This window comes from Colwellia sp. Arc7-D (assembly GCF_003061515.1).
Taxonomy (GTDB): Bacteria; Pseudomonadota; Gammaproteobacteria; order Enterobacterales; family Alteromonadaceae; genus Cognaticolwellia.
The window spans coordinates 248,739-261,881 of the sequence record NZ_CP028924.1; the positions used below are offsets into that span (position 1 = coordinate 248,739).

Below are 13,143 nucleotides of genomic sequence, written 5' to 3' on the forward strand. Positions count from 1 at the left end.
TAAGGTCGCGGATTTTCACGTTTATAAGGGTGTAAATTTCCCCATTGATTGGAATTTACACAAATTTAACTAATCGGGAGCTATTTAATGGCAACTATTAACCAATTAGTACGTAAACCACGTGTAAGACAAGTAACTAAAAGTAACGTACCAGCGTTACAAGCTTGTCCACAACGTCGTGGCGTATGTACTCGTGTGTATACAACTACACCAAAAAAACCTAACTCAGCATTACGTAAAGTTGCTCGTGTTCGTTTAACTAACGGCTTCGAAGTTACTTCATACATCGGTGGTGAAGGTCACAACTTACAAGAGCATAGCGTTATCTTGATTCGTGGTGGTCGTGTTAAAGATTTACCGGGTGTGCGTTATCACACCGTTCGTGGCGCACTAGATTGTTCTGGCGTAAGCGATAGAAGACAAGGCCGTTCTAAATACGGTGCTAAACGACCTAAATCTTAAGTTTCCCTTTCTGTACTTATCAAAAGATAAGTAAAAAGAATAGAAACGTTAAGTAAGGCCAAATAACATATTACATTTTGGGTTTATCCTGAATATAACGGAGAATTAAGATGCCAAGAAGACGCGTCGTAGGGCAACGTAAAATATTGCCAGATCCTAAGTTCCACAACGAACTTTTAGCAAAATTCATCAACATCCTTATGGTTGATGGTAAAAAATCTACTGCAGAAAAAATTGTTTACGGTGCATTAGACATTTTAACTGAGAAGAATACTGAGAAATCTCATCTTGAGTTATTCGAAACAGCGTTAGACAACATCCGCCCACAAGTGGAAGTAAAGTCTCGTCGTGTTGGTGGTTCTACTTACCAAGTTCCAGTTGAAGTTCGTCCTGTGCGTCGTAATGCACTAGCCATGCGTTGGTTAGTTGAAGCAGCTCGTAAACGTGGTGAAAAATCAATGGCTCAGCGCCTAGCTAACGAAATGTTAGATGCGTCTGACAGCAAAGGTTCAGCGGTTAAGAAACGTGAAGACGTTCACCGTATGGCTGAAGCTAACAAAGCATTCGCTCACTACCGTTGGTAGAAACTATAAACTAGCATTAATTGTTAGTTTACTAGTTAGAAGTGTAATGCCGTGGTTATCATCGAGTGTCAATGTTGATACAAAGTGATAGCCACAACTGTTTTATAATCTGAGGTAAACCTCAGAAAGAGGAAGTAATTGTGGCACGTATAACCCCTATTGAGCGTTACCGTAACATTGGTATTTGTGCTCATGTCGATGCCGGTAAAACGACAACAACAGAAAGGGTACTTTTCTATACTGGTCTTTCACATAAGATCGGTGAAGTTCATGATGGCGCAGCCACTATGGATTGGATGGAGCAAGAGCAAGAGCGTGGTATAACCATAACCTCTGCAGCTACTACTTGTTTCTGGAAAGGGATGGAAGCACAATTTGAAGATCACCATATCAACATTATTGATACCCCTGGTCACGTAGATTTTACGATTGAAGTAGAACGTTCATTACGTGTATTAGACGGTGCAGTATTAGTATTGTGTGCATCTTCAGGAGTTCAACCACAAACAGAAACTGTTTGGCGTCAAATGGAGAGATACTCTGTTCCACGTTTAGTTTTTGTTAATAAGATGGACCGCACTGGTGCAGACTTCTTAGCTGTTGTTGAGCAACTTAACTCTCGCTTAAAAGCAAATGCAGTCCCAATTCATTTAGCAATTGGCGCTGAAGATGACTTTTCTGGTGTTATCGACTTAATAAAGATGAAAGCCATTAACTGGAACGAAAGTGACCAGGGTATGACCTTCACCTATGAAGATATCCCAGCAGATATGCAAGAAGATGCCGATCATTGGCATGAAAACCTTGTTTCTGAAGCTGCAGAAGCCTCTGAAGAATTAATGGATAAATACCTTGAAGAAGGTGATTTATCTGAAGCAGAAATAAAATCTGCGCTACGTACCCGTACGCTAAACAATGAAATAGTTCTTTGTTCTTGTGGCTCTGCTTTCAAAAACAAAGGCGTACAAGCAGTACTTGATGCTGTCATAGAATTTTTACCTTCGCCAACAGATGTTGACGCGATAAAAGGTATTAATAATGACAAAAACGAAACTGAAGGTTCACGCGAAGCTGATGATAAAGCACCATTTGCTGCTTTAGCATTCAAAGTCGCGACTGACCCTTTTGTCGGTACGTTAACGTTCTTTCGCGTTTACTCAGGAGTGGTAAAAACTGGCGACAGTATATACAATCCTGTTAAAGGCAAAAAAGAGCGTTTTGGTCGTATTGTGCAAATGCATGCAAATGACCGGAAGGAAATAAAAGAAGTTCGAGCGGGTGATATAGCTGCGGCTATTGGCCTCAAAGATGTTACTACTGGTGACACATTGTGTGATGTAAATCATGCTATAACGCTTGAACGAATGGAATTTCCTGAACCTGTAATTTCTGTAGCAGTTGAGCCAAAAACTGTCGCTGCCCAAGAGAAAATGGCAATAGCGTTAGGTAAATTGGCCGCAGAAGATCCGTCATTCAGAGTTGTCTCTGATGAAGAAACGGGTCAAACCATCATTTCAGGTATGGGGGAATTACACCTCGATATTTTAGTTGAACGCATGAAACGTGAGTTTGGTGTTGAATGTAATGTCGGTAATCCACAAGTGGCTTATCGAGAAACTATTCGCTCAACTGTTGAAGTGGAAGGTAAATTTGTTCGTCAATCAGGTGGTCGTGGTCAATTTGGTCATGTTTGGTTGAAATTGGAGCCCTTACCAGAAGGTGAAGGCTTCGAGTTTGTTAACGAAATTGTTGGTGGTACAATTCCAAAAGAATTTATCCCATCAGTTGAAAAAGGCTGTAAAGAGCAGATGGACAGTGGTGTGTTAGCGGGTTACCCGTTATTAGACATCAAAGTCACGCTTTACGACGGATCTTTTCATGACGTTGACTCAAACGAAATGGCGTTTAAAGTCGCTGCATCAATAGGTTTTAGACAGGGGGTGCTACAAGCATCACCAGTAATACTAGAGCCTATGATGAAAGTTGAAGTTATTACGCCAGAAGCAAACATGGGTGATGTTGTGGGCGATTTAAATCGTCGTCGCGGCATGATCGATGGCATGGACGAAGGTCCAGCTGGTTCTAAGGTAGTGAATGCACTTGTGCCGCTATCTGAAATGTTTGGTTACGCTACGGCATTACGTAGTGCAACTCAAGGTCGAGCATCATATTCGATGGAGTTTCAGCAATATAGCGAAGCCCCAAAAATTGTTGCCGACAAAATAATTGAATCTTAGTAAGGCTTTTTGAAAGTCTGGCTCGGTCTTATGGCCGGGCTTTTAATAAACTTTAAGGTAATTGAAAAATGGCTAAAGCAAAATTTGAACGTAATAAACCGCACGTTAACGTTGGTACTATTGGACACGTTGATCACGGTAAAACAACTTTAACAGCTGCTATCTCTGCAGTATTAACTAAAGTTCACGGTGGTGAAGTTAAAGATTTCGCACAAATCGATAATGCTCCTGAAGAGCGTGAGCGTGGTATTACAATCAATACTTCTCACATCGAGTACGATACTGCAATCCGTCACTACGCCCACGTAGATTGTCCTGGCCATGCTGATTACATCAAAAACATGATCACAGGTGCTGCACAAATGGATGGCGCTATCTTAGTAGTTGCTGCTACAGATGGTCCTATGCCACAAACACGTGAGCACATCTTGTTATCACGTCAAGTTGGCGTACCTTTCATCATCGTATTCATGAACAAATGTGACATGGTAGATGACGAAGAGTTACTTGAGCTAGTAGAAATGGAAGTTCGTGAACTTCTTTCTGAATATGAATTCCCAGGTGATGATTTACCAGTAATTCAAGGTTCAGCACTTGGTGCTCTTCAAGGCGAAGAGAAATGGGAAGCGAAAGTAATCGAACTTGCTGATGCACTTGATACTTACATTCCAGAGCCAGAGCGTGCAATCGACGGTGCATTCATCATGCCTATCGAAGATGTATTCTCAATTTCAGGTCGTGGTACAGTTGTAACAGGTCGTGTTGAACGCGGTATCGTTAAAGTTGGCGATTCAGTAGAAGTTGTTGGTATCCGTGATACTCAAACTTCAACATGTACTGGTGTTGAAATGTTCCGTAAACTTCTTGACGAAGGTCGTGCGGGCGAGAACTGTGGTGTTCTTTTACGTGGTCTTAAGCGTGAAGATGTAGAACGTGGTCAAGTTTTATGTCAACCTGGTTCAATTTTACCTCACACTAAATTCGAATCAGAAGTATACGTGTTATCGAAAGATGAAGGTGGTCGTCATACGCCATTCTTCAAAGGATACCGTCCACAGTTTTACTTCCGTACAACGGATATCACAGGTGCTGTAGAGCTTCCTGAAGGTGTTGAAATGGTAATGCCAGGCGACAACTTGAAGTTTGTTGTAGAGCTTATCAACCCAGTAGCGATGGACGAAGGTTTACGCTTCGCAATCCGTGAAGGTGGTCGTACTGTTGGTGCTGGTGTTGTATCTAAAATTATTGCTTAATTTTAGATCACACTAGAACTTAAAAAAAGGATGCTTCGGCATCCTTTTTTGTTTTCAGTAGAGCCAGTTTCAGGGCTTATCCAAAGAAGCTTGGCGTCGAGTTTTTGGTGCAGGTGTTGTATCGCTTTTACCTTAACGGATGTATTGCTTAATAATTTTTAGACACCAAACCTTAAAAGAGACGCTTCGGCGTCGTTTTTGTTTTAAGCAAATTAGCTAATCATTTTTTATTATGTAAAAGGCAGCTTAATCTAATTCTTAAGTGGTATATAAGCTCTTTTTGTTTAGGTGATTCAGTAATATATTTGATGTTAAATAGTAGTGTTATGTGTGACTTATCAGTTATCTAAGGCTAGACATTTGTAAGTTTGAAAATTAAATCATCGACAAATTTGCATTATATATATATTGATCTAGTATTGTTGGTGTTGGCAACAACACGAGGCAGGATGCTTTGTTGGATACTTCAGGATGAAGTAAAGTGGCAAGAAGCTACTACAAGGATGAATAAAACAGGGAGTGTTGATCATGGATGATTTCCTCTGTTTTTCCCTTCTTTCTTTTATGATTTACTCGGTACTAATCCCTTAAGTTAAAATACATAATTTAAAAGCCATAGATCAAATAACGGTTTAGTATGTTGAATTTGATAACCTAGAAATTAACAAATACCCATAAAAGAAATAATGACTATATTCTCACAAAAGTGGCCCACCCGACAGGAATTGAACCTGTGACCGCACGCTTCGGAGGCGTGTACTCTATCCAGCTGAGCTACGGGTGGTTTATTATTTACTTCTTAGAGTTACTTCAAATCTAGCATCAATATAATATACAGTTATTGAAAAGAATAAAGCGCGGCAAATACTATAGTTTAACGCTGATCATGTCTAGAAAATTAGTGTTTTTCTGAAGACAAATTCTCTTGTGTTGGCTACATTTTAAAATTGTGAGTAAATGATGCTTGTCTGTGCTTTTAATGCTTAGTTTTTGTTAGGCTATTAGCTCAATAAATACTGTGTTTACTCTTAACATTGTCAACAGAATTAGGGAAAAAGATGTACTTTCGTCATGAAGATGCCTAAAGTAAAGGCTATAATAACTATTATCTCAACACCCTATAAGTAAACACTTAATTATGAAATTTCTCTCAGTTGTATTTACCTTTCTACTTATATCAATGATGAATCCTTTGGTGGCACAGTCCTACGATACAGAAGTCATCAGTGCAGAGTTGTACAGCGACACCATACAACGTACGGGTAAGCTAGATTATAAGCGGACATTAGCGCTTTCTTTTAAAAGTAGTGGCTACCTAAATCTATTAGCAGTAGATGAAGGAGATAAGTTTAATAAAGGGCAATTATTAGCGTCGCTTGATGTAACAGAATTGAAACAACAAAAAACATCGAATTATGCAAAATTATTACAAGCCGAGCGTGAAGTTAAGCGCATGAGTCAACTTATGGATGCTAATCTAGGCTCAGAGCGCGATTTAGACACAGCTACTACTGACGTTGAAGTATTACGATCTGCATATCAATCATCGCATTACAATTTAGAGAAAGCACAAATATACGCACCGTTTTCAGGTGTTGTTTTGTCTCGTAACACAGAGTTAGGTGAATTGCAGAGTCCGGGCCAAGCAGCGTTAACAATTGCTAAGCTTGAATGGATAGTAAAAGTAGCTTTAACAGGTCAAGAGGTTGCACAAGTAAGACTAAATCAAAAAGTCAGCGTTACATTAAGTCATGTGGGTATTGTTGAAGGTGTGATAAGTAAAATGCCCGCTATGGCCGAAGGTAATAGTAACTTGTTCACAATAGAGGTACTACTTCCTAAAATAAAAATATCAGCAGGTATGATCGCAGGACAACTTGCCGGTGTAACTATTGCTTTTGATAGTAATACGTTTGTTTATAGGTTACCTATATCAGCACTTGTCGCTGTAGATGATGATGGCAAAGCCATCGTTATTGCACAAACACAACAGAGTACAGATTTTAAACAATACAGTTATGAGGTGTTTCAGATAGATAATGATTATGTTTACTTGAAAGCAAATCGTGATGATGAAGCATTAATAATTATGACTACGGGTTGGCAAAATTATTCTAAGATTGGGAATAAGTAATTATGCAACTCCCTCGCATTGCAATAAAAAATGCCCAGTTTACTTTTACAATCGTTGTCCTCTTAGTACTTGTTGGTATTGTTTCATATTTTCAAATGCCGCGTTCAGAAGACCCGCAATTTGATATTCCGATTACCTTACTTGAAATTATTTACCCAGGCGCATCACCAACGGATATCGAAACGTTAGTGGTTGACCCTCTCGAAGAAGAGTTCGCTGAAATCGAAGGGATTAAAAAAGTAGAGTCACAAATTAAAAACGGTGGTGCTCGCATTGAGGTAACCTTTTTATATGGCAGTGACCCAAATGAGGCTTACAACGAAGTTAAGCAAGCAGTATCGATAGTAAAGCCAACATTACCTGAAGGTGTTCAAGATGTTTTAGTCCTAAAAGCGACACCAACCAGTGTAGCTATTATTCAATTGGCACTTTGGAGTGATACAACAGATTATAAAAGCATGGAGTTTCATGCGAAGCAATTAGAAAAGCGCCTAGAAGCTATTGAAGCAGTAAAAAAAGCGGATATCTGGGGTTACCCAACACAAGTTGTTGCGGTTGATTTAAACCTAGCCATGCTGAAGCACTATGGCATTAGCATCGCAACCATTAATAGCGTACTTCAAAAACGCGCTGTTAATATTACACCTGGCTTTGTGGATGCAAACACTCGGCGTTTTAATGTTAAAACTAGCGGCAATTTCCAGCAAATAGAAGAATTGAATAATACGGTGGTATTTTCAAATAATAGTGCAATTATTAGACTAAAAGATGTTGCGCATGTCGAATTTTCAAATCGAGAAGCTAATTACCTGGCCTACTATGATGGTAAGCCAGTGATATTTTTGACTGCAGAGCAAAGAAAAAACACCAATATATTTGCGCTCACCCAAGCAATTGATAACGAAATTTTGGCTTTTAAGCAAACCCTGCCTGATTCGATAAAAATCGACACGCTTTTTAAACAGTCGGATGGTGTTGAAAACCGGGTAAACGGGTTTTTTGATAATTTATGGCAAGGCCTAGTGCTCGTCGGCATTATGTCGCTGATATTTTTAGGTATACGTGAGGCGATTGTTGTTATCGTTGCTATACCGTTATCTTTTTTAGTGGCTATTGGCTGGTTAGACTTTGCAGGTTTTGGTTTACAACAAATGTCTATCGTAGGCTTAATCATTGCGTTAGGTTTGTTAGTTGATAATGCTATTGTTGTCACAGAAAGTATTCATCGTGAAAAGAAAAATTCAGCTTCATTAGCCGATGCAGCGGCATCTGGTACCAGTAAAGTCGGTTGGGCCATAACAAGTGGCACAGTCACCACAATGTTAGCTTTTTTGCCTATGTTGATGTTAGCGAGCGACACTGGCGATTTTGTCCGTTCAATGCCTGTAACTGTAGTACTGGTGTTGTTAGCCTCGCTACTCATTGCATTAACACTTACCCCTTTACTTGCGAGTAAATTTTTTAGCCACAAACCCAGTAAATTTAAAACGTTACAACACTATGCTAATGGATTTGCTGAGCAATACTATGTGCGTGGGCTCAGCCGATTAATGAATGTAAAATTAATCATGCTAATCATTGCTTTCATTGCTTTATTCGCAATGGCCTCTCTTTTTGGCCAAGTCGGTGTAAGTTTATTTCCGAAAGCTGAAAAATCAATGCTCTTAATTGATGTCGAAACACCAGCAAACTCATCATTAGATTACACTAATGATGTAATGCACTCGATGACAGACTTTATTGAAACTCAGCCTTATGTTGAAAAAATTGCACTAAACGTCGGTAACTCTAACCCGCGGATATACTACAATGAAATTCCAAAACGTGGTGTATCGAGCTATGGTCAAGTACTACTGGTTTTAAAGGCATATGAAGAAGCCGAAGTTAATGCTTTGGTCGCGTCATTACGTAAAGAGTTTTCAACTTGGAAACAAGCCAAAGTTACGGTAAAAGAATTTACCCAAGGCCCGGTAACCGACCAACCTATTACCGTCAGGTTGATCAGTGAATCATTGGCCGATCTTGAGAAGGTTGCGGGTGACTTACAATCTAAAATGGCATCAATATCAGGCGCCATCAATTTAGATAACCCCATTGGTATCGCTAATACCGAATTAGCCATAGCGATAGATTATGATAAAGCAGCTTTGTCTGGCATTGATATAAACCAGTTAGATAATGCCGTTCAAACCGCACTTTCAGGCACATTTATTGGCCAATTTAATGACATCAATGGTGAAAACTACCCTATTTTAGTTCGGAGACCCAAAAGCGACCTAAATGGCCTTTCTGACATCACGATAGTGAATCAATTAGGTGAAAGCATACCATTAGGCCAATTTGTCGAGATTAAACTACAAAAAGGGCGTACAGACTTTTTCCATTATCAAAAATTACGCATGGCAAGAGTGTCTGCTGATGCTGCACAAGGTTATTCAGTGCAAGAAATAACCAGTGAAGTGGTTAATTATCTTGATAATTACGAATTACCAGCAGGTATGTATTACATTCTAGGTGGCGAAGAGGAATCTCGACAAGAATCGTTCGCTGGTTTGTCACAAATTATGTTAATAACGGCAATCGGTATTTTTGCCATTTTAGTTTTACAGTTTAAGTCCTTTTTACAGCCGTTAATTATCTTTACCTCTATCCCTTTCGCGATGACAGGTGCTATTTTAGGTTTATATTTAACCAATTTATCATTTTCGATGATGGCATTTATTGGTTTGATTAGTTTGTTTGGTATAGTAGTGAACAATGCCATTATTTTAATCGATACAACCAATCGTAATTTATCGACAGGCTTAGCTAAAAAAGAAGCTATTCTATTGGCTAGCTCAACACGCTTTACCCCGATATTACTTACCACTATCACTACCATTGGCGGTTTACTACCACTAACACTTTTTGGTGGCAGTTTGTGGCAACCACTAGGTGTGGTTATTATTTCTGGTTTATGTGTTTCTGCGATAGCGAGCTTTATTATTGTGCCAATACTGACCGAGTTATTTACAAAAACAGAAACAGCTAAAATAATAAAAGAATAAATCATGGATTTTTACGGCTTAATTGGATTCTCCCTCGCAGCAGGTGTTTATGCCTTATTTGCGCTTCTCATTATTGCAGCACGCAACCATAGCTTGGTTGCACGTGCAGTTTTGTTCTGTGCTTTAGTCACGTTAAGTAGCAACTTAATTGCTGCACTTCAAATTAAACTGGGTTACAGCCTGCAGTGGGCAATGCTAGTAGACGGGTTTAAAATTGCCTGTTGGTCATTATTAATTATTTTGTTTAATACCGAGCACCGCAGCCTTAAGGCACTAGTGAGTAATTATTATGTTCGACAATATGTTGGTGTTTGGCTAGTACTCATGTTTGGCTCTTGGCTAGCCAGTTATTGGTTAGGCTATGCCTATGAATATATATTTTTACTGTTTATCATCTTAAATTTGTGGATGTTAGTCTTACTTGAACAACTATTTCGCAATGCTGATTTACAAGTACGTTGGGCTATTTGGCCATTAGTGGTTGCTCTGGCCAGTGTGGCTATTTTTGACTTTGTTATTTACGCACAAGCTACGATGGTTGATAGCATAGACTTTGATTTCTGGTTTAGCCGAGGCTATTTAGCCTTTCTTGTTACACCCTTGCTGTTAATCAGTATTCGTCGCATTAAAAATGGTGAAGTTCGTATCTTTGTTTCACGTAATGTTGTTTTCTATAGTTCAATGTTGATGATAGCGGGTGCTTACTTACTGTTAATGTCTGTCGCCGGTTATATTATTAATTTTATTGGTGGAGAGTGGGGCAACTTAGTTAGCATAGGCTTTTTAATGCTCAGTGGTATTGTGCTGGTTGCTTTACTGATCACTGAGTCTTTAAGGCGTCGGGTTAAAGTCTTTATAGCAAAAAACTTTTTCGCCAATAAATACGAATATCGAGACGAGTGGTTAAATCTGATTGAAAAAATTGAAACCACAAGTGGAGCAAGTCATTATCAAATGGCGACCCAAATTATGATGTCTAAGGTTGAAGCATCTCGTGGAGCAATCATTAAAAAATTCTCTAATCAGCACTATCAGCTTCAGTACAGTCAAGGACTGGAAATTAATGAGGAAGTTGAAGAGCACTTGTTATCAGTTGGTTTGTTTTGTCATCAGCAAGGTTGGATTGTTGATGTAAATGAATATGAAAAATCACCTTTGCTATACCCTGATTTAACCTTGAACGTAGCACTCTTTCGTTCTAATAATATTCAAATAATAGTGCCTATTTTTATCGGAAAAGCTTTTTATGGTTTGTTTGTACTAGCCGATGAAAAAGAGCTAAAACGCTTAAATTGGGAAGATAGAGATTTATTATTTGCGATATCGAAACAGCTAGGAAACTTTGTATCTTTATATGAAGCAACAGACAAATTAAGTGAGTCTAAGCAGTTTGATGCATTCAATCGTATGTCAGCATTTTTAGTTCATGATTTAAAAAATGTACAGGCGCAACTCGCGTTAGTTACTGCAAATGCCGAAAAACATAGAGAAAATCCAGAGTTTATTAATGATGTATTTGAAACGGTTGAGTCTGCAACACAAAGATTAGTGAAAGTTTTATCACAATTGAGAAAAAAACAAGTCGAGCAGTCATCACATAGCCAAACTGATTTAGCCATAACGATTAAAAAAGTAGTTGAGCAATGCAACTTAAGCTTACCCAAAGTTGAATTTGAGCAGGAAGGTGATTGCTCTACTTTTATTGATAACGAATCCTTTCAATCAGTTATGCATCATTTAATACAAAATGCAAAAGAAGCTACAGCAAGTGATGGCTTGATAAAAGTAACAGCTGTTGAAAAAAAGCGCATTGTCAGAATTATTATTGAAGATAATGGCAGTGGAATGAGTGAAGAGTTTATTAAAAATCGATTGTTTAAACCCTTTGATACCACTAAAGGTAATGCCGGTATGGGGATAGGTGTATTTGAAGCTAAGCAGTTTATTGAAAATATGGCCGGTATTATAAAAGTTACAAGTGAGCTAAAAAAAGGCACAATGTTTACTATTGATTTGCCAAGAAGAACTTCAGGCGCGATAAGCGGACAAGATTTACTATAAGGGTCCAATAAGAATGGAAAAGTTGTTAATAGTAGATGACGATAAAGGTATACAAAAACAATTAAAGTGGAGCTTATCTGATTACAATGCAGTGCTCGCAGGCGATCGTGAAAGTGCGGTTGCTGCGGTGCGCCGTTATGAGCCCAAAGTCGTTACTTTAGATCTAGGGCTGCCACCTGACGAGGCAAATGCGTCAGAAGGACTCGCAGCCTTACAAGAAATTTTAACTATTGCCCCACATACCAAAGTGATTGTAATAACCGGCAATGATGACCGAACCAACGCACTGGCAGCAATTTCAGCTGGCGCTTACGACTTTTATCAAAAGCCAATAGAAACTGAAGTTATTAATGTCATTGTAGCTCGGGCGTTTAGTGTCGCGGCTATTGAAGAAGAAAACCGTAAAATGCGATCGGTTGGTGGCAGTGATATAGGTATTATTGGTAATAGTGAAAGCATCGAACGTTTAAGAATGATGGTTAAGCGCATTGCGCCAACATCAATCACTGCATTGCTGTTGGGCGAAAGTGGTACAGGTAAAGAAGTTACGGCAAATGCAGTGCACTTAGCTAGCGACCGTAAAAATAAACCTTTTGTTGCCATAAATTGTGCTTCTATTCCAGAAGCGTTGTTAGAGAGCGAATTGTTTGGTTTTGAAAAAGGTGCATTTACTGGAGCACATAAAGCTACAAAAGGGAAAATTGAATGTGCAGAAGGCGGTACATTATTTCTCGACGAAATTGGCGATATGCCTTATAGCCTGCAAGCTAAACTGTTACGATTCTTACAAGAAAAATGTATTGAGCGTTTAGGCGGCAGACAAGAAATTTCAGTAGATGTTCGTGTAGTTTGTGCAACGAATCAAAACCTTGAACAAATGGTTGCTGATAAAACGTTTCGTGAAGACTTATTTTATAGAGTAAGTGAAATCACTTTAAATATTCCACCACTTCGCGATCGCGATGAAGACGTTATAATCCTCTCTCAATACTTTCTGCAGCATTATGCTGCAGAATATAAACGTAACGTTAAAAGCTTCTCTGAAGACGCTTTAAGTGCCATTAAAGAACACAAGTGGCCTGGTAATATACGAGAGTTACAAAATAAAGTGAAAAGCTCGGTAATTATGACCACAGGCACACAGGTAACCGCGATAGATTTAGGCTTTTTTGATAATCAAGGCAAAAGCTTTGAGCTATCACTTAACTTGCGTGTTGTTCGCGAACAAGCTGAGTCAATCGCCATTCAAAAAGCTTATGCAATTTCTGAAGGTAATATGTCTAAAGCTGCAGATTTATTAGGTGTAACCAGACCAACACTTTATTCGCTAATTGAAAAATATGAATTAAAGATTAACGATTAACG

At 38.8% G+C, this 13,143-nt stretch carries 8 protein-coding genes and 1 tRNA gene; 8 read left to right on the forward strand and 1 reads right to left on the reverse strand.

Annotated features, from left to right (window positions below):
- The first annotated feature begins 87 nt into the window (after positions 1 to 87).
- The 4 genes from rpsL to tuf all read left to right on the forward strand — a co-directional run bounded on the left by rpsL (position 88) and on the right by tuf (position 4,536).
- Complete coding sequence (gene rpsL / locus DBO93_RS01065; RefSeq protein WP_011045492.1) at positions 88 to 462, forward strand: 30S ribosomal protein S12; 375 nt, start codon at positions 88 to 90, stop codon at positions 460 to 462.
- Between the two features lie 110 nt (positions 463 to 572).
- Positions 573 to 1,046, forward strand: coding sequence for a 30S ribosomal protein S7 (gene rpsG / locus DBO93_RS01070; protein ID WP_081151031.1), 474 nt, complete (start codon positions 573 to 575; stop codon positions 1,044 to 1,046).
- Positions 1,047 to 1,186: 140 nt separating this feature from the next.
- On the forward strand, positions 1,187 to 3,283 hold the full coding sequence (gene fusA / locus DBO93_RS01075) for an elongation factor G (protein ID WP_108454675.1): 2,097 nt from the start codon (positions 1,187 to 1,189) through the stop codon (positions 3,281 to 3,283).
- A gap of 68 nt (positions 3,284 to 3,351) precedes the next feature.
- On the forward strand, positions 3,352 to 4,536 hold the full coding sequence (tuf, locus tag DBO93_RS01080) for an elongation factor Tu (protein WP_108454665.1): 1,185 nt from the start codon (positions 3,352 to 3,354) through the stop codon (positions 4,534 to 4,536).
- A gap of 707 nt (positions 4,537 to 5,243) precedes the next feature.
- On the opposite strand, the gene DBO93_RS01085 is transcribed toward tuf, so the two are convergent.
- Positions 5,244 to 5,320 (reverse strand) — tRNA-Arg (locus DBO93_RS01085).
- Between the two features lie 354 nt (positions 5,321 to 5,674).
- On the opposite strand from DBO93_RS01085, the gene DBO93_RS01090 reads away from it, so the two are divergent.
- Genes DBO93_RS01090 through prsR form a run of 4 tightly spaced genes read left to right on the forward strand, consistent with a single transcriptional unit; the run spans position 5,675 to position 13,141 of the window.
- Complete coding sequence (locus DBO93_RS01090) at positions 5,675 to 6,670, forward strand: efflux RND transporter periplasmic adaptor subunit (RefSeq protein WP_108454676.1); 996 nt, start codon at positions 5,675 to 5,677, stop codon at positions 6,668 to 6,670.
- Positions 6,671 to 6,672: 2 nt separating this feature from the next.
- Entirely contained in the window at positions 6,673 to 9,717 is a 3,045-nt protein-coding gene (locus DBO93_RS01095; protein WP_108454677.1) for an efflux RND transporter permease subunit, read from the forward strand.
- Between the two features lie 3 nt (positions 9,718 to 9,720).
- Complete coding sequence (gene prsK, locus DBO93_RS01100; protein WP_108454678.1) at positions 9,721 to 11,778, forward strand: XrtA/PEP-CTERM system histidine kinase PrsK; 2,058 nt, start codon at positions 9,721 to 9,723, stop codon at positions 11,776 to 11,778.
- Positions 11,779 to 11,791: 13 nt separating this feature from the next.
- Positions 11,792 to 13,141 carry a PEP-CTERM-box response regulator transcription factor gene (prsR, locus tag DBO93_RS01105; protein ID WP_108454679.1) on the forward strand — a complete coding sequence of 450 codons (1,350 nt, stop codon included), beginning with the start codon at positions 11,792 to 11,794 and terminating at the stop codon, positions 13,139 to 13,141.
- The last annotated feature ends 2 nt before the right edge of the window (positions 13,142 to 13,143 follow it).

Bases quoted from the DNA above. Each gene is read 5' to 3' on its own strand.
- rpsG (WP_081151031.1), top strand. From the start codon at position 573: ATGCCAAGAAGACGCGTCGTAGGGCAACGTAAAATATTGCCAGATCCT.
- DBO93_RS01095 (WP_108454677.1), top strand. From the start codon at position 6,673: ATGCAACTCCCTCGCATTGCAATAAAAAATGCCCAGTTTACTTTTACA.
- prsK (WP_108454678.1), top strand. From the start codon at position 9,721: ATGGATTTTTACGGCTTAATTGGATTCTCCCTCGCAGCAGGTGTTTAT.
- rpsL (WP_011045492.1), top strand. From the start codon at position 88: ATGGCAACTATTAACCAATTAGTACGTAAACCACGTGTAAGACAAGTA.
- prsR (WP_108454679.1), top strand. From the start codon at position 11,792: ATGGAAAAGTTGTTAATAGTAGATGACGATAAAGGTATACAAAAACAA.
- tuf (WP_108454665.1), top strand. From the start codon at position 3,352: ATGGCTAAAGCAAAATTTGAACGTAATAAACCGCACGTTAACGTTGGT.
- DBO93_RS01090 (WP_108454676.1), top strand. From the start codon at position 5,675: ATGAAATTTCTCTCAGTTGTATTTACCTTTCTACTTATATCAATGATG.